Below are 15,374 nucleotides of genomic sequence, written 5' to 3'. Positions count from 1 at the left end.
GATGCACGATATGGAAAAAACTCAGACAACGCTTAACTACAGAAATATCCTGATTATGACTGCAGTAGAGGCCGAGCGCGAGGCCGTGCTGCGCGGCATTGCCAGGGCTGCGAGTGAGCAAGGTTCTGCGGAGCAAGCAAAGTTTGATGTGCAATTATGCGGGGTCGGCCCCATTTCAGCGGCTGCGGAAACCGCCGCCTATCTGGCCGCCAATCCGAATTATGATCTCGTCCTTAGCGCCGGCATCGGCGGCGGCTTCACAGAACGGGCCGAGATCGGTTCGATCGCCATCGCTGATAGCATTATCGCTGCCGATCTGGGAGCCGAGACCGGGGATGGCTTCTCCAGCGTGGACAAGCTTGGCTTCGGTTCTTCAAGCGTTCCGGTGGCGTCTGCCCTCTCTGAAGAGTTGACCAAGTCGATTCAAAATGCCGGATGGGCCGTATGCAGCGGGCCTATTCTAACCCTTTCCACGGTGACCGGAACTCAGAAAACGGCCGATGAGCTGAAGCAAAGAATTCCCGGAGCTGTGGCAGAAGCCATGGAAGGTTATGGTGCGGCATTTGCGGCTCACCGCCTGAACATCCCCGTCATGGAGATCCGGACGATCTCCAATGCTGTGGGCCCGCGTAATCGTGAGCTATGGCGGATTGGCGACGCCCTGCAGGCGCTTGAACAGGCCTGCTATATTTTAGCGGAGGTATTACAACGATGAGAATTGCTTTTTCACCCTGTCCTAATGACACTTTTGTATTCCATGCCCTGGTCCATGGCCTGATCCCGGGAACTCCTGAATTTGAAGTGACCTATGCCGATATCGATCGAACGAACGGATGGGCGGCTAAGGGAAAAGGCGGAGATATTATGAAGATATCGTTTGCCGCTTTGCCCTGGGTGCTGGATAAATACGCCCTGCTTCCGTGTGGAGGAGCGCTTGGGCGCGGCTGTGGACCGCTTGTATTGACCAAGGGGAATTCCGAGCAGCTTGGCGATCCTGCTTCCCTCTCCGGCCGACGCGTTGCAGTACCTAGCGAACGCTCCACAGCATATTTGCTGTTCCGGCTTTGGGCCGCCCAATATGTACCGGGAGGCGTTGGCGAGATTATTGTCATGCCGTTTGATCAGATCATGCCTGCGGTCCAGGATGGCTCCATCGATGCCGGACTGGTCATTCATGAAGCGCGTTTTACTTATAAAAACTATGGTTTGCAGCTGATGGCCGATCTTGGCAACTGGTGGGAAGAAGATACGGGCTTACCGATTCCGCTAGGTGCGATCATTGCCGACCGTTCCCTTGATCTTGCCTCGATTTGCAGCTGGATCAAGCAATCCGTAGAATATGCCTGGGCCCATCCGGAAGCATCAGCAGATTATGTACTTAGCCATGCTCAAGAGATGTCTCCTGACGTTACGCAAGCCCATATTAATCTCTACGTGAACAAATACTCAGCAGATCTGGGCGATGACGGCTATGCTGCGATATCTGCACTGCTCAGCCGCGCCGCCGATGAGGGGCTGGTTCCGGCCATTGATCCTGCAGCATTGCGAGTATAGGAAACGGAATATTTTTCAGGTAAGAGGCTCGATCTAAAAGGAAGCCCAACTAATAAAAAGCTGCAGCCAAAAATCGTTAAAACGGTTTTAGCTGCAGCTTTTTGTTTGCGGAAATCCTATTGCCAGCGCTTCAGCGTAGGAAGCAGCCCCTGCATCATAGAACGTGCTGTCTCCTCACTCATGCCTCCCGGCTCATCCGACACCATATGGGGAACACATATCTCGACCATTTCATCCTTTGTCACATCCGCCGTGAAGCTCCCCTCTTTATAGCAGTAATGACAATAGTCCTCGCTAATCGATCCATCTGCTTCCGTCCCATATTCAGCTTCAGGCTGGTTCATCGGCATAGCACAGCTCTGGCATAGCTTCATTTCATTCATCTCAAATTCCTCCATTCAAATATTCAGCTTGGCTCCATCCATTGCTTTGATAAAGCTTTGTATTTGCTGCTTATGCTTCTTGTCATGCGGGATAAATCCGCGCAAATAGCTGCGGATGCTAAACCTTTTACCGTCTCCGTCCACATAATTCCGCAAATACTCCTCTTCCTGCAAACCGGAAATAGCGCGGATAATCTTCGTGCGATACTCTACGAATTGATCATAGATTTCCAGCTTCGTCCTCGATTTCGCATACCGGATCGCTTGAGCATTAAACGGATTGAAGTCCTGATGCTTCACAGTCAGCGGTTCTCCCAGCTTGATCTTCTCAATCGCCTCCTCGTAGAAATACTTATCCCAGAGCATGATATGACATAACATGTCCTTCACCGTCCACTTCCCTACTGCAATCGGGGTATCCCAATACTGATCCTCCAGGCCGCAGATTGAAGCAACGAACGGGATCAACCCGTTATACTCCTCCACCATTTCCGTACTTGTCTTTTCCACTCGTCCCCTCCTCCCTACTAATTATTAGTTGTAAAATCATTGAATCTATTTTTATTATATAGATGCCTAACTGACAGCTTGCTGTCATATTAAGATTATGTTTCTATCATTTCTCCCTTTTTTGTTCGCCGAATCCGAAGTCATTGCCACATTTACTTCAGAAGAATGCCCCTAAGCATGAGAACGGCATACGTTCTCTGTTAGGGGCATTCTCTACTTTTTAGTCATGGATAATATTTATCACTTCGGATATTTGCTCGGTTAACCTTAATTATATCTTCCGATCATATTTTTTAATTTACTGGCTATAATTTCACGGATATGTGCGGGCTCGAGCACCTCAGCCATATCGCCAAAAGACAGGATATAGCCGTACACCCAGTCATCCTCCGGATAAGACACTGTTGCAATGAAACTTCCATCCTCACAGCGGGCGACCTGCTCCTCTTCAAACTCATCATAAATTCGGTACAATAACGCGCCGTTTATTTTCAGCTTTAATGTAACCATCGCCTGGGATGCCCAGCCTGTCTGTTCCTGCTCCACATGGTCGGTCGCCAGAAGACTTCGGGTACAGTTCTCTTCAAGCACAATCAGGTCCTTCATCCTTGACAGCTTGAACACACGCATCGCCTGTCTGTCCAGGCAATACGCCCTCAAATACCAGGTCCTCCCTTTGAACCAGAGCTGTATCGGTTCTACCACCCGTGCTGTTTTCTCATATGAACTTGCACCATAATAGTCGAAGGAAAGCCGATGCCGTTCCAATATAGCGGTCTTGATAAGCTGGAAACGCTCCTGCTTCTCATCGCCCCAGTGAGTAAAATCAACTTCAATCCAGTTCGCTTGCTGGAACCCGAACATTCCGCTCATTTTCGTAAGAATCCGATTGACTTCAGGATAATGAGTTGCCTTCATGCCCTGAAGCACGGAGAGAATGTCCCGCTGCTCCTGCTCGGATAGCAATGACTTGTTCAGAACATAACTCTCAAGCAGGCTGATTCCGCCGCCCTTTCCTTTGTTCGTATAGATCGGAATGTTGGCCTCGCTAAGAATGTCCAGATCCCGATAGATCGTGCGCGGCGACACCTCGAAATGATCTGCAAGCTCCTTGGCGGTGACGATCTGCTTATCCAGTAAAATATATACAATTTCAAACAAACGCGTAATTTTTGACATGATTCCTCCTGCATCGCTTCCAGCGATACATTTTCTTAACTCCCCTTATTTCCCGAATCGGCGGCGATACCCGCATTTGCGGCACAGCTCCTCGACAGCTTCCCTGCGTGAGAATCCTTCGTACAAGCGATTTGCGCGCTCCCCCTCTACAATTTCAGAGAATGGCTTATCGTACACATTGCCTAAGTTAATAACTCCCTCTCCATCCAGGCAACAAGGGATCACTGTACCATCGACTAGAATTCCCGCCTGGTTGCGCAGCGCATGACAGAACCCGCGTCCATCATCCTCTTCCGCTTTCAGATCAGGCCAATCGAACTCTACATCCTGATTTAAATAAATCCGCTCAGCAATTTTAACACCGCTGCCAGGAACTACCTTCTCCTCAATCCGGTAATCCAGTTCGAACTCCTCTTCGATCAAACCTAGAGTAGCTCTATTGCGGCTGCGAATATGATTCTCGACATTATCCCTCGTTAGATTCCAAAGTCGGAAGGACACGATCAAATCCGATAGCGCCGTCGCTTCGCGTACGAAATTGAAGATCTCCCGCAAATAGCCTTCACGATTCTCAGACCCGGCATGTCCGTCAAAGCTGTGCAAGGAGAAATTCATTTGCCTTAACGCAGGCTTGCCGAGCAGCTTCGGAGCTGCCTTATGAATCAACGTCCCATTTGTTGTTATATTCACTTTAAAACCTTTTTCATAGCTTAGATCAAGCAATTGATCGATCTTGGGGTGAAGCAGCGGTTCGCCTTTTACATGAAAATATATGTAATCCGTATGCGGCTTAATGTCATCCAGAATTTTGTTGAAATCCTCCACTTTAATAAAACGGGCTTGTCTCTCCGTGGGCGGGCAGAAACTACAGGCCAAATTGCAAATGCTCGTCGTCTCAATATAAAATTTCTTGAATTTCTTCATATACGTTCTCTCTTCTCCAATCTCAAGCACTTGCCAGCGATGATCTATCAGATCATTCACATAATTTTGTCCAATCTACTTCCTATTCTAACTGATCTGTCCTAAAAGTCACGGTAATTCCACCGTATGATCTACTATTCATCCACGAACCACAACGCCATGCCGGATTCCTGATGTCTAAGCTTCTTCCGACCTGACGTTGCGATCCGTCCTCCTTATCCGCTGCTTCGCAAGCTGATTTTTACTTGTTCCAGGATAATCGGCGTACCGGCAAATACGGTATCATCCCCAAGCTCAAGCATTAATGAATCGGCGGTGACCTCATATATTTGCCCCTCCTGCAAAAGACCGTTAATATACAAATTCGAGTAATTGCTAGGGTCGGGACCAAGAAACTGAGTGGCATTATTTCCATCATCATTCTGGAATTGTTCTACAGGTATGACCACGGAAGCTTGCAGGTCTGAATCAGGAAAATAGAAATAGCGGAAGGGCAATACGATGACGCTTAAATTACTTCCCCCGGGTGGTCCTGGTGGCCCTTGTGGTCCCGCAGGCCCGGGAGGCCCCGGATCTCCTTGAGGACCGGAAAATCCCCGCAATCCCTGGATTCCCGGTGGCCCGGGCGGTCCCTGATCTCCCGGCGGACCTGGAAGCCCTCCAGGCCCTATGGATCCGGGTATCCCTTGTGGCCCCGGCGGACCTTGCGGTCCTTGGGGGCCATGCGGTCCTGGAAGCCCTTCTGAACCTTGCAATCCCGGTTTGCCTTCCGGACCTCGTGAACCAGGTGTTCCTATGCCAGGGGGATTGTTCCAACCTGCGTGGCTATCCGGGGGCAGATGCGACGGTTTATTGGGGGGTGGAGGAGCACAATGGGGAAGTTGGATTACTTCCTCATGATGTTTCCTCCAACGCCGTTTATTCTTCTCGAAGTGATGCGTTTTATTGGGATGTCTCTTTCCTTTGCGCCACTTGGCTAATTTCGCATGCTGCCCTATCCGTTCCAATCTAAAGGCATAGGAACGTCTGCGCCGCTTTATTCTTCGTCGGTTAAGACTGCGTAAAACCATTAACCCACCTCCTCGATCCATGATTCTTGACTATGTTATCTTATGTTGAATCCATGGCGAAGAAATGGACACATTACCCAAATTCGGGGCAAATGTTTAAAAATAATCCCTATGTAGAAACGCCGTTGCCATTCTATAAAATAATCATTATATATTATAAATCGAGAATCTCTCGATCTAGTCATATATTTATAAGGAGTGAGAATCCATGGCCGTTATTAAACCGGTATTTACAGCCACAGCAAGTGCCCCCGTTGCCAGCGGCGGCGCAGTTACAACAACATTAAACCCGGACACAACCCGATATTTTGCCACACTGACTGCAGGCATGTTAGGAGCTACGGATACTACAATTCCAGCCGGAAGCTTCGTAGACGACACGGATACTGCAATCACTGCGCTGCCAGCGTTAACCGCCAATGACTACTTCAACGTCTATATTAACGGAGTTATTCAGCAGCAATCACTATCCACACTGGCAACAGACAGTCTTGTATTGACCGCGACGACGCCCGATCTTTCCGCCGGTACGCCAATCCAACTGGAGATCGTCAGCTTTGCCAACGTATCATCGACTCTGTCAACACCACCGGATATTTCCGCACCCGTCATCACAATTACTTCCTGAATCAAGCGACATGCATCAAACAGGAGGCTGCTCATATTACTGAGCAGCCTCCTGTGCTGCCTTGCGTTATAAAGGTTACTTATTGCTCGATTGTGCTGCTTTCTTCTTCGTTTTCTTCGTGTTTTTCCAATCCTCAAGCGAGGACCCTGTATCCACCTGCAGTAACCCGCTCTTGGACATGCCGATTTGTTGAGAAGAATATATTCCCGTATGCCCCGAGAACACATAGCTTACGATACAAGCCATGAACATATACAACGCCCCTTCGGAGCCGAAGATTTCAACCCCCATGATAAAGCAGGCGATCGGTGTACTCGTTGCCCCGGAGAAGACTGCGATAAAACCAAGCGCAGCCAGGAAAGGGCCATATATATGGAGTAGACTTGCCAGGGAATGCCCAAGGGTCGAGCCGATAACGAATAATGGCGTTACCTCGCCTCCCTGAAATCCGGACCCAAGCGTAATTGAAGTAAATAGAAGCTTCCATAAGAAAGCGAATGGAGATACTCCTTCCGTCAACGAGGAGGTGATCAGAGGTATGCCCAACCCCAAATAATCACGGCTGCCTGCGATATACACAAGCGCAATGACGATTGCACCGCCAACGGCGGATTTTATTATCGGGTTCTTAAATACCCTGGAAAAGGTTCTCTTAAAAAAATGAGTGAGCTCACTGAAGCAGAGACTGACCAAGCCGAAGATCACGGAAGCCAGCAGGACTTTTAACACGACACCAACAGACAAGGGCGGAATCCAATCAACGGAATAGCTCGTATGATGGACGCCCCATACATGAGTCGCTACTATGTCTCCAATGAAGCTGGCTGCAAAGCACGGAATAAGCGCGCGATAACTCATCAGGCCAATCGCAATAACTTCAAGGCCAAAGACCGTTCCGGCAAGCGGTGTGCCGAACACGGAGCCGAAGCCGCCGCTGACGCCGCACATGAGTAAAATCCGTCGATCCAGCGCATCGATTTTAATCATTTTACCGAACCACTCTGCCAGGCTTCCTCCCATCTGTACTGCCGTTCCCTCCCGTCCGGCCGAGCCGCCGAATAAATGCGTAATCAGCGTGCCCAACAGGACAAGCGGGGCCATTCGCAATGGAATAGTCTCCCCTCCATTCTGGATCCCTTCCAGAATCAAGTTATTCCCTCTTGAACTGCTGCCGCCGAACCTCATATACATATAGCTGACCAACGCTCCGCCAACAGGCAGCAGGAATAACAGCCAAGGATGGGAAATACGCTGCTGTGTTACGTAATCCAGACTGTGCAAGAATAAGGCCGAGGCACTCCCGGCGAGGATTCCAACTATCCCACCAAGAACAAGCCACTTCAAAAAAGAGCCCAAATAAGCAATATGCGGGAAACTATACAACAGGCGTTCCCTCTTCTCCCCGTTTTGTTCATTCATCATCTGATTCCTCTTCTCTGGCTTAATGTTGCTGCCGCGTGAAAGGCTAGATACTCCGTTTCTCCCAGCGCTAAAAAAAACAGACTCCTACCAGGATATCCATACCTGGTAGGAGTCATTAGCCTCACGGCGGTTATGGCGAACTCCATCGCCTATATTATTCAAATCACTACGAGAAATTATATTACATTAGCAGAGCAACGTCAATCCAATTTCGATCGGGATGGCAATGACAAGCTGCTTAAGCTTGGGCAGGCAGGTGCCATGCCTGCTGCATAGAATGGAACAAAAAGCGCAGAGAAAGGTGAATGCCAATTGACCAGTTTTCGTAAAGCGTACTTATTGAAGCAGCGCATCGCCAACACCATGCTTAAAAAGCGGGGAATCCACGGGATTGGTGTCGGATTGAAGGAACCGGGCAAGCCGGGCAAGGGTGCGGCCGTCATCGTCTATGCTGCTCCGGCAGCGGCAACCGCTAGCCCCCGCAAGCGCAAAACCTCGCACACCCGGCAGCCGTCAACGAATATTGCCAAGAAAATATCCGGCGTCCCGGTACGGGTTGTTCGTTCCAAAGGCTTCAAAAAGAATGCTGACAGCGGTAAGTTCATGAAGCGCATACGTCCGGTGATCGCCGGGTACAGTATTGGCAGGGCCAATGAATCAGGCACCGCCGGACTGATTGTAAGTACCGATCCTCAGGGCTTAGATCGATATATCCTTAGCAATAACCATGTGCTCGTAAACAACAATTCAAACCGTACTTCAGCGACGATTCAGCCCGGCGGCGCCGATGGCGGGACGATCAAGAAGGATCTTGTCGGTTACATGAGCAAATACGTCAAGCTGCATAAGAAAAAAAATAATTATATAGATGCTGCCATCTCTCGCCCGCTCAGGAGAAGCTTGGTGAAGCCGAAATATGCTGTGTATGGAAACGTTCCCGGATATATTACCAGCTACAAAGTAGGCGATAAATTCAAGAAGGTAGGTAGAACAAGCGGAGTGGTTACAGGCACAGTGGAATCCATTCATACGGATATCCAGGTAAATTACGGTGATTATGGGGATCTGGGGACGATTACCTTCAAGAATCAGAGCATCATACGCGGCAAGAACCCGGTCTCTTTACCCGGAGACTCTGGCTCCGTCTGGCTGACGAAGAAAGGCAATAAAGCCGCAGCCGTCAATTTCGCCGGTTCTGATAACGGCCTTCTCTCCATCTCTTACCCGATTGACTGGTTCATGAAGGTATTCGGTGCAAGAGTCGCCAGAAGCGGTAAGCAGTCTCTCTCCTTACCAAACCGCGGCAAACAGAAACGCTATCTATATACACATCCATTATCCGCTAAGACGCTAAAGTCAATCTCCTGCCGCACATGCAAGACAAACAACAAGTCGAAATAACCTCACGGATGAACAATTGTTGACTGGGAAATGAGAACTTCCGATGAACCGTAAACAGGACCTGACGGATAGTCAGGTCCTGTTTAGAGATATAATAATGAAGATGATGTGGTTATTCCATGAAATCCTTCAAGCGTTTGCTGCGGCTTGGATGTCTTAGCTTGCGCAGCGCCTTGGCTTCAATCTGACGAATCCGTTCCCGTGTAACACCAAATTCCTTGCCCACTTCCTCCAGCGTACGGGAGCGCCCATCGTCCATTCCGAAACGCAGTCGAAGCACATTCTCCTCACGCTCTGTAAGTGTATCCAGCACTTCCTCAAGCTGTTCGCGCAGCAGTTCGAAGGCAGCTGCATCCGCTGGCGCCAGCGCCTCATGATCCTCGATAAAATCGCCCAGATTGGAGTCATTCTCCTCACCGATTGGCGTCTCCAGAGAGACCGGCTCTTGGGCAATCTTCATAATCTCGCGCACCTTCTCCGGCGAGATCCCCATCTCAGCGGCAATCTCTTCCGGCGTTGGCTCGCGGCCGATTTCCTGAAGCAATTGTCTCGATACGCGAATCAGCTTATTGATCGTCTCAACCATATGCACCGGAATACGGATCGTCCGGGCTTGGTCGGCAATCGCTCTCGTTATAGCCTGACGTATCCACCATGTTGCATACGTACTGAATTTAAATCCTTTGGAATAATCAAATTTCTCTACCGCCTTGATCAGGCCCATGTTGCCTTCCTGGATCAAATCGAGAAATACCATACCCCGGCCGACATAACGTCGTGCGATACTTACAACAAGGCGCAAATTCGCTTCCGCCAAACGGCGTTTCGCTTCTTCATCACCTTGTTCTACCCTTTGTGCCAGCTCAATTTCTTCTTCAGCCGACAACAGAGGAACGCGTCCAATTTCTTTAAGATACATTCTGACCGGATCATCGATTTTAACCCCAGGAGGTAACGATAGGTCATCTGTCAAGTATGATTCAGTATGTTTTAAATCCTCTGCCATCAGTCAGACCCCCACCCTAAAAATAAAAAACAAATAACTCCCGCTTTCAATATTTCTACCAGCAGTGTGCCTATTTGACAATTTAGTGCGTTTATGCTAATATAAATTTAAATATTGCATTGAAACGCCTGTGTTTTGGCTATCCGTCATTTTAACATAGTTTTTTAATAATTACAAGTCTAATTAACAAACAAGACACGCAGATCCTTATGGATCTGCGTTTTCATGTTTTCTCAGGTTAATATTCTTCTCTTGAGACGATGAGCACATCCCGTACTCTGGAGCCGCGGAGCAAATGCATAAATAATGCTTCATTAGCCAGCAAGCGCAGCTTCTTCGGCTTCGCTTGCCCAATAATGAGCTGCGATGCGCCCAATTCCTCCGCCCTAGCCAGCATCTTCGCTGTTGTCTCCTTATGCCGCCTCGTCTGCAATAACTCAAACTGGCCGCCTAATTGCTGAGTTAAGCTTCTGATCTTGACCAGCTCTGGTGAATCATTTCTTATATTATTATTTCCCACATAGACCACATGCCATTCCGCTTTGAGACGGTAGGCCAGCCTGAAGCCGCGACGGATAATCCGTTCAGCACCATCGCTATGAGTAATACATACAAAGATGAACTCTTTCTTACGCCATGGTCCCCGCAAAGACGTCCTGCTCTCCCAGGACTCCAGGCGTTCATCCACATCATCGGCCAGCTCTCGAAGTGCCAGTTCCCGAAGCGCAATCAGATTTCCCAGCTTGAAGAAGGAGTCCAGCGATTGCTCCACTTTCGCAGGAGCGTAAATCTTCCCTTCACGCAGCCTCTGCTGCAGCATCTGCGGAGTGACATCAATCAGCTCAATCTCATCCGCCATTTGCATCAGCGCATCGGGAACCCGTTCGCGAACCCGTATCCCGGTCAATCGTTCAACTGCATCATTTAAGCTCTCCAGATGCTGCACATTCACCGTCGTAATAACGGAAATTCCCGCTTCGAGAATTTGCTGTATATCCTCATATCGCTTCTTGAACCTGCTGCCTGGAACATTGGAGTGTGCCAACTCATCGATCAGAACAACCTCGGGATTGCGCTGCAGGATCGCTTCTGTATCCATTTCTTCCAATTCAGTCTGCCGGTACGGCCATTTTCTCCGCGGAATCAGTTCCAGCGTTCCGATCTGCTCCTTTGTTTCCTCCCTCCCGTGAGTCTCCAGCAATCCGATGACAATGTCGATCCCTTTGGCCTTACGATGATTGCCTTCCCGCAGCATCGTATAGGTCTTGCCTACGCCGGGGGCAGCACCGATATATATCTTTAGCGTGCCCTTATGAAGACTCCTGGTCCGCTGGTTGGCTTCCTCCTGGCTTGGCCGGCGAAACGCAGCGCTTCTATCTGAATTGGGCTTGGCAGGACGCATGGCCATGATCCGCTCGCCCTCGCTCTCGGCGCGATCAGCCATCAGGAATAAATCCGTGCTTCGCAGCTTGCGCAGCAAGCCTTTTATCACTGAGCCTTTTCTTAGTTCCTGCCATAAGCTCATTTTGGAGTGACCCATTACGATCCGTGTCACCTTACGCTCCAACGCCAGTTCGGCGAGCTGACCTGCCAGTTTCCTTCGTCCTTGTAAAGGCAGCTCGATAAACTCAGCATCAATCTTATCGCACAGCTGCTGAATCGAGCTCTTAAAGGCGGCTTGCTCCGGCGTCAACTCCACGCCCGCCTTCACATAAACGACGACGATTAGCTCACCATTCAGCCGCTTGGCGATCTGCTGCCCACGCCGGATATAGATCGAGCCATTCCAATGATATTGGACGGAGACCAGAATCCGTTCCGCGGTCCCTGAAGGGCCGACAAGACCTTCCGACATGCGATGCTTATCCAGCATATCGCTCATCCCATCGGCCATCAACCTGAGGGACAGCTCGCGAAGTACCGCGACATTGTCCCTGTGGCAAATAGCCAGAGGGACTTGATGACCAAGTAGTCCGTCTTCAACCCGCTTCAGCAAGGTTTCCGGTGATACATCGATGAATCTGACCTCATCGGCCATATCCAGGGTTTCCGGCGGCACGGTATTTTCCGCGCGGATTCCGGTATAATGCCTGGCAATGATGTCAGCGCCGGACAATTCATATACATTGATCGTCGTTATAACGCTGATCCCTTGTTCCAGCAGAAAAGAGATATCCTCGAGACGGGTTGAGAAGCGCGCCCCTTCCCGATTGCGATGAGCCAGATTGTCAACAAGCACTACTTCCGGATTGCGTTGCAAGAGCTGTTCCAGAGGAAGATCCTTCTTCTCTATCCCTTCCTTCATCCAGTGAATACTCGGCCAACGTTCGATTCCGTGCAGCTGCTCCACGGTCTCTTGGCGCCGGGAAGTTGTGACTGCACAGGCAATCACATCGATTCCCTGCGATTTAAGAATCTGCCCCTCGCGCAGCATATGATACGTTTTGCCCGCGCCGCTAGTCGCTCCGATCAGGATCTTAAGTTTGCCACGCCGCATTCGTTCCATATATTGCAATATTTCTTCCGGCGTCTTCCTTCGATAGGTCATCGGTATATCCACCTTCCGCACATTCTTCAGCCAGAACAAGTTAATCGGATTGGATCAAACTAAGAGTTGATTTTTAGAAGTTGCTCCTGCAGCTCCATATTAAGCCGCAGCACATTCACTCTCGGTTGACCGAAGAGGCCCAGATCCCGTGCGCTGGTTGCATCCTGTACCATCCATTCCAGTTTATCCACCGCAATGCCGGTCAGCTTGCTGATTCGCGGAATCTGCGATTCCGCCGCTTGCGGCGTAATGTGAGGGTCAAGTCCGGAGCCCGAGTTCGTCATTAAATCAATGGGCAGTTTGCTGAACGGCGCGTCCGGATTAGCCTTCTTCCATGCGTCCAGCGACGACCCGATCCGCTGCATCAGCTGCGGGTTGGAAGGCGCGTAATTGCTGGAGCCTGAGCCTGCCCCATTATAATCAATACTGGATATTCGTCCATGAAACAGCTTCGGATCCGTGAAGGATTGACCGATCAATTCGGAACCAATAACCTTTCCCTGGTTGTCCTTAATTAAGCTTCCATTAGCCTGCCATGGGAACAGAATTTGTGCCAAGCCTGTACTTGCCAGTGGGTAGACAATTCCGCAGAGAATGATAAAAATGATGCTGAAGCGGAGAGCAACCCATAAGGCCGAGCCCGAGACAGATAACCACGATTGCTTACCGGATTTAGTAACTGCCATACTTGATTACTTCCTTTCTGAATCCATAAATTAGACCCATAAATGCACGAGCAGGTCGATCAGTTTAATACCGATGAACGGGGCCACCACACCGCCCACGCCAAAGATCAGCAAATTTCTGCTTAGCAGACGCTGTGAGCTCATGGGCCGATACTTGACTCCACGCATAGCAATTGGGATCAAGAGCGGAATAATGACCGCATTGAAGATTAGGGCGGACAAAATCGCCGAGAGCGGCGAACCAAGCCTCATCATGTTAAGTGCATCCATCTCCGGGATAGCCAGCATAAACATCGCTGGAATAATTGCAAAATATTTGGCGATATCATTAGCAATACTAAATGTAGTTAATGCACCGCGCGTCATCAAAAGCTGCTTGCCGATTCCTACGACCTCGATCAGCTTGGACGGATCAGAATCGAGATCCACCATATTCGCCGCTTCCTTGGCGGATGCCGTCCCGCTGTTCATCGCCAGACCCACATCCGCTTGCGCTAATGCAGGAGCATCATTCGTCCCGTCACCGGTCATTGCAACTAGCTTTCCTTGCGCTTGCTCACGACGGATGACATCGATCTTATCCTCTGGCTTGCATTCAGCGATGTAATCATCCACCCCAGCTTCTCTGGCAATCGTAGCAGCGGTCAGCGGATTATCACCGGTGCACATAATCGTTCGAATTCCCATTTTCCGCAATTGCTCAAATCGTTCTTTCATGCCTGGTTTAACGGTGTCCTTGAGATGAATAATGCCATAGATCACTTCATCCACCGCAACCGCCAGCGGCGTCCCGCCCGCCGTAGCCACTTGATTAGTTGTTGCCTCCAGGTCATTCGGAATAGAACCGCCTTGACTGCTGACCCATTTTGTAATTGCATCCACAGCGCCCTTGCGGACTTTCCTGCCATCCTGCAGGTCGACGCCGCTCATACGCGTCTCCGCTTTGAACGCAATGCTCTCCCCGGCAGCGGCTAAGGATTCGTCATATTCGAGCCCCTGTTTGCGAAGCAATTCAAGCACGGACCGTCCTTCGGGTGTCTCATCGAATTTTGAGGTTACCGCAGCCCAACGGGCAAGCTCCTCTTCAGCTCTACCAGCAACGGGGAGAAATTCCGCCGCCATTCGGTTGCCAAAGGTGATCGTCCCTGTCTTATCGAGAATCATGGTGTTGATATCTCCGGCGGCTTCTACGGCTTTACCGGACATCGCCAGTACATTGTATTGTGTCACCCGGTCCATTCCGGCAATCCCGATGGCGGACAGCAGTCCTCCGATCGTTGTCGGGATTAGACAGACCAGCAGCGATACCAGTACGGTGATCTCCAGATGAATATTCAGATAATCAGCAATCGGCTTTAAGGTAATAACCACAATCAGGAAAATAACCGTTAATACGGTAAGTAAAGTCCCCAAAGCAATTTCATTTGGCGTCTTCTGACGTTCTGCACCTTCAACTAATGAAATCATCCGGTCGATAAATGACTGTCCAGGATCGTTCGTAACACGAACAACAATCCTGTCGCTGGCGACCAGAGTTCCGCCTGTAACGGAGCTGAAGTCGCCGCCAGCTTCCTTAATGACCGGAGCCGATTCCCCCGTGATCGCAGATTCATCCACCGAAGCCAGCCCCTCGATAATTTCACCGTCTGCCGGGATCATCTCCCCTTGCGAGACAACGACAATATCGCCTTTGCACAACTCGGAGGAAGGCACGCTTTTCGTACTGCCGCCTATTAATCGGTTTGCCATAACTTGCTGCTTCGTCTTCTTCAGGCTGTCCGCCTGGGCCTTCCCTCTACCTTCCGCAAGAGCTTCAGCAAAATTCGCGAACCATATCGTAATCAACAGGATTAAGAAGATGGCCACATTAACCCCCGTATTGTGATCTTCCCCAAGCAATCCGGGGAACAGGATTTGCAGGAGTACGAGGAAAGCTCCGATTTCTACAACGAACATGACCGGATTCTTGATCATCCACAGCGGATTCAGCTTTTTCAAGCTTTCCAGCGCGGCTCCTCGCATCATTTTTCCGGATAACATCGATTTATGCCCAGTGCTCATGT

15 protein-coding genes and 1 riboswitch are annotated in these 15,374 nt (G+C 49.9%); of the genes, 5 read left to right on the top strand and 10 right to left on the bottom strand.

Features of this window, described 5'->3' with window-relative positions; translation table 11 throughout:
* Position 1: 1 nt before the first annotated feature.
* Together DMN77_RS03840 and DMN77_RS03835 are read left to right on the top strand one after the other, a co-directional pair.
* Positions 2 to 715, top strand: coding sequence for a futalosine hydrolase (locus DMN77_RS03840; protein ID WP_068781052.1), 714 nt, complete (start codon positions 2 to 4; stop codon positions 713 to 715).
* The gene (locus DMN77_RS03835; RefSeq protein ID WP_179013599.1) at positions 712 to 1,554 is read left to right on the top strand and encodes a 1,4-dihydroxy-6-naphtoate synthase; all 843 of its coding nucleotides are present in this window, start codon (positions 712 to 714) and stop codon (positions 1,552 to 1,554) included. Before DMN77_RS03840 ends, DMN77_RS03835 begins: the two co-directional genes overlap by 4 nt.
* 116 nt (positions 1,555 to 1,670) lie before the next feature.
* Here DMN77_RS03835 and DMN77_RS03830 read toward each other — a convergent pair whose 3' ends face one another.
* From DMN77_RS03830 to DMN77_RS24110, 5 genes are all read right to left on the bottom strand, one after another.
* The gene (locus DMN77_RS03830; RefSeq protein WP_068781050.1) at positions 1,671 to 1,937 is read right to left on the bottom strand and encodes a zinc ribbon domain-containing protein; all 267 of its coding nucleotides are present in this window, start codon (positions 1,935 to 1,937) and stop codon (positions 1,671 to 1,673) included.
* Positions 1,938 to 1,952: 15 nt separating this feature from the next.
* Positions 1,953 to 2,447, bottom strand: coding sequence for a DinB family protein (locus DMN77_RS03825; RefSeq protein ID WP_179013597.1), 495 nt, complete (start codon positions 2,445 to 2,447; stop codon positions 1,953 to 1,955).
* Positions 2,448 to 2,714: 267 nt separating this feature from the next.
* A complete protein-coding gene (locus DMN77_RS03820; protein ID WP_179013596.1) occupies positions 2,715 to 3,626 on the bottom strand; it encodes a helix-turn-helix transcriptional regulator in 912 nt (303 codons plus the stop codon).
* Positions 3,627 to 3,671: 45 nt separating this feature from the next.
* Positions 3,672 to 4,550 carry a radical SAM/SPASM domain-containing protein gene (locus DMN77_RS03815; RefSeq protein WP_179013678.1) on the bottom strand — a complete coding sequence of 293 codons (879 nt, stop codon included), beginning with the start codon at positions 4,548 to 4,550 and terminating at the stop codon, positions 3,672 to 3,674.
* A 215-nt stretch (positions 4,551 to 4,765) separates the two neighbouring features.
* Complete coding sequence (locus DMN77_RS24110) at positions 4,766 to 5,620, bottom strand: DUF4183 domain-containing protein (RefSeq protein ID WP_218652839.1); 855 nt, start codon at positions 5,618 to 5,620, stop codon at positions 4,766 to 4,768.
* Between the two features lie 208 nt (positions 5,621 to 5,828).
* Here DMN77_RS24110 and DMN77_RS03805 point away from each other — a divergent pair, with 208 nt between their 5' ends.
* Positions 5,829 to 6,248, top strand: a complete 420-nt coding sequence (locus DMN77_RS03805) for a DUF4183 domain-containing protein (RefSeq protein ID WP_068781044.1) — start codon at positions 5,829 to 5,831, stop codon at positions 6,246 to 6,248.
* 75 nt (positions 6,249 to 6,323) lie between these two features.
* Here the strand turns inward: DMN77_RS03805 and DMN77_RS03800 are convergent, their stop codons facing one another.
* Entirely contained in the window at positions 6,324 to 7,670 is a 1,347-nt protein-coding gene (locus tag DMN77_RS03800; RefSeq protein WP_229521027.1) for a voltage-gated chloride channel family protein, read from the bottom strand.
* A 99-nt stretch (positions 7,671 to 7,769) separates the two neighbouring features.
* Positions 7,770 to 7,829, bottom strand: a riboswitch (Fluoride riboswitch).
* Here DMN77_RS03800 and DMN77_RS03795 point away from each other — a divergent pair.
* Both DMN77_RS03795 and DMN77_RS03790 read left to right on the top strand, forming a co-directional pair.
* On the top strand, positions 7,803 to 7,946 hold the full coding sequence (locus DMN77_RS03795) for a hypothetical protein (protein ID WP_179013592.1): 144 nt from the start codon (positions 7,803 to 7,805) through the stop codon (positions 7,944 to 7,946). It overlaps the preceding riboswitch by 27 nt.
* Before the next feature lie 36 nt (positions 7,947 to 7,982).
* Entirely contained in the window at positions 7,983 to 9,071 is a 1,089-nt protein-coding gene (locus tag DMN77_RS03790) for a chymotrypsin family serine protease (protein ID WP_068781043.1), read from the top strand.
* 112 nt (positions 9,072 to 9,183) lie between these two features.
* On the opposite strand, the gene rpoD is transcribed toward DMN77_RS03790, so the two are convergent.
* The 4 genes from rpoD to kdpB all read right to left on the bottom strand — a co-directional run bounded on the left by rpoD (position 9,184) and on the right by kdpB (position 15,372).
* Positions 9,184 to 10,077: an RNA polymerase sigma factor RpoD gene (gene rpoD / locus DMN77_RS03785; RefSeq protein ID WP_179013591.1), complete on the bottom strand. Its 894-nt coding sequence runs from the start codon at positions 10,075 to 10,077 to the stop codon at positions 9,184 to 9,186.
* A 238-nt stretch (positions 10,078 to 10,315) separates the two neighbouring features.
* A complete protein-coding gene (locus tag DMN77_RS03780; protein ID WP_179013589.1) occupies positions 10,316 to 12,625 on the bottom strand; it encodes a histidine kinase in 2,310 nt (769 codons plus the stop codon).
* A gap of 59 nt (positions 12,626 to 12,684) precedes the next feature.
* A complete protein-coding gene (gene kdpC / locus DMN77_RS03775) occupies positions 12,685 to 13,311 on the bottom strand; it encodes a potassium-transporting ATPase subunit KdpC (protein ID WP_068781040.1) in 627 nt (208 codons plus the stop codon).
* Between the two features lie 30 nt (positions 13,312 to 13,341).
* Positions 13,342 to 15,372, bottom strand: coding sequence for a potassium-transporting ATPase subunit KdpB (gene kdpB, locus DMN77_RS03770; protein WP_179013588.1), 2,031 nt, complete (start codon positions 15,370 to 15,372; stop codon positions 13,342 to 13,344).
* Positions 15,373 to 15,374: the final 2 nt, after the last annotated feature.

Origin of the sequence: Paenibacillus sp. 79R4 (genome assembly GCF_013393165.1) — a bacterium.
Classification (GTDB): domain Bacteria; phylum Bacillota; class Bacilli; order Paenibacillales; family Paenibacillaceae; genus Fontibacillus.
Note: the sequence above shows the minus strand (reverse complement) of the source record. Positions and strands in the feature narration are given on the sequence as shown.

What these genes read in the sequence shown, in the direction of transcription:
- DMN77_RS03830 (WP_068781050.1), bottom strand. Translation starts at nt 1,937, where the DNA reads ATGAATGAAATGAAGCTATGCCAGAGCTGTGCTATGCCGATGAACCAG.
- DMN77_RS03815 (WP_179013678.1), bottom strand. Translation starts at nt 4,550, where the DNA reads ATGAAGAAATTCAAGAAATTTTATATTGAGACGACGAGCATTTGCAAT.
- DMN77_RS03835 (WP_179013599.1), top strand. Translation starts at nt 712, where the DNA reads ATGAGAATTGCTTTTTCACCCTGTCCTAATGACACTTTTGTATTCCAT.
- DMN77_RS03820 (WP_179013596.1), bottom strand. Translation starts at nt 3,626, where the DNA reads ATGTCAAAAATTACGCGTTTGTTTGAAATTGTATATATTTTACTGGAT.
- DMN77_RS24110 (WP_218652839.1), bottom strand. Translation starts at nt 5,620, where the DNA reads ATGGTTTTACGCAGTCTTAACCGACGAAGAATAAAGCGGCGCAGACGT.
- DMN77_RS03840 (WP_068781052.1), top strand. Translation starts at nt 2, where the DNA reads ATGCACGATATGGAAAAAACTCAGACAACGCTTAACTACAGAAATATC.
- DMN77_RS03805 (WP_068781044.1), top strand. Translation starts at nt 5,829, where the DNA reads ATGGCCGTTATTAAACCGGTATTTACAGCCACAGCAAGTGCCCCCGTT.
- kdpC (WP_068781040.1), bottom strand. Translation starts at nt 13,311, where the DNA reads ATGGCAGTTACTAAATCCGGTAAGCAATCGTGGTTATCTGTCTCGGGC.
- DMN77_RS03800 (WP_229521027.1), bottom strand. Translation starts at nt 7,670, where the DNA reads ATGATGAATGAACAAAACGGGGAGAAGAGGGAACGCCTGTTGTATAGT.
- kdpB (WP_179013588.1), bottom strand. Translation starts at nt 15,372, where the DNA reads ATGAGCACTGGGCATAAATCGATGTTATCCGGAAAAATGATGCGAGGA.
- rpoD (WP_179013591.1), bottom strand. Translation starts at nt 10,077, where the DNA reads ATGGCAGAGGATTTAAAACATACTGAATCATACTTGACAGATGACCTA.
- DMN77_RS03780 (WP_179013589.1), bottom strand. Translation starts at nt 12,625, where the DNA reads ATGACCTATCGAAGGAAGACGCCGGAAGAAATATTGCAATATATGGAA.
- DMN77_RS03795 (WP_179013592.1), top strand. Translation starts at nt 7,803, where the DNA reads ATGGCGAACTCCATCGCCTATATTATTCAAATCACTACGAGAAATTAT.